Consider the following 238-nt stretch of genomic DNA (forward strand, 5'->3'; position numbering starts at 1 on the left):
ATATACAGTCTGGTAGAGACTGCAAAAGCAAACAAGCTAAACGTGTTCCAGTATCTCTATATGGTATTGTTGTACATGCCGGGCTGTAAAAGTGGGTCCGAAAGCATAGAACAACTAATGCCATGGAGTGATTTTATCAAGGAGCATTGTTCAGGTCTTATAGATATAGAAACAATAACGATGGAAGAACACCCGGATCTATTCTTTTAATTAAAACATAGGCAGATGAATAATTCCA

Annotated in this window: 1 protein-coding gene; it reads left to right on the forward strand. The window is 37.4% G+C overall.

Features of this window, described 5'->3' with window-relative positions:
* Nucleotides 1-210 (forward strand): transposase domain-containing protein (locus ASU35_RS19525; RefSeq protein ID WP_172794671.1); only part of this gene is annotated, 210 nt, incomplete at its 5' end.
* Nucleotides 211-238: the final 28 nt, after the last annotated feature.

This window comes from Acetivibrio ethanolgignens (genome assembly GCF_001461035.1).
In the GTDB taxonomy this organism is placed as follows: Bacteria; Bacillota; Clostridia; order Lachnospirales; family Lachnospiraceae; genus Velocimicrobium; species Velocimicrobium ethanolgignens.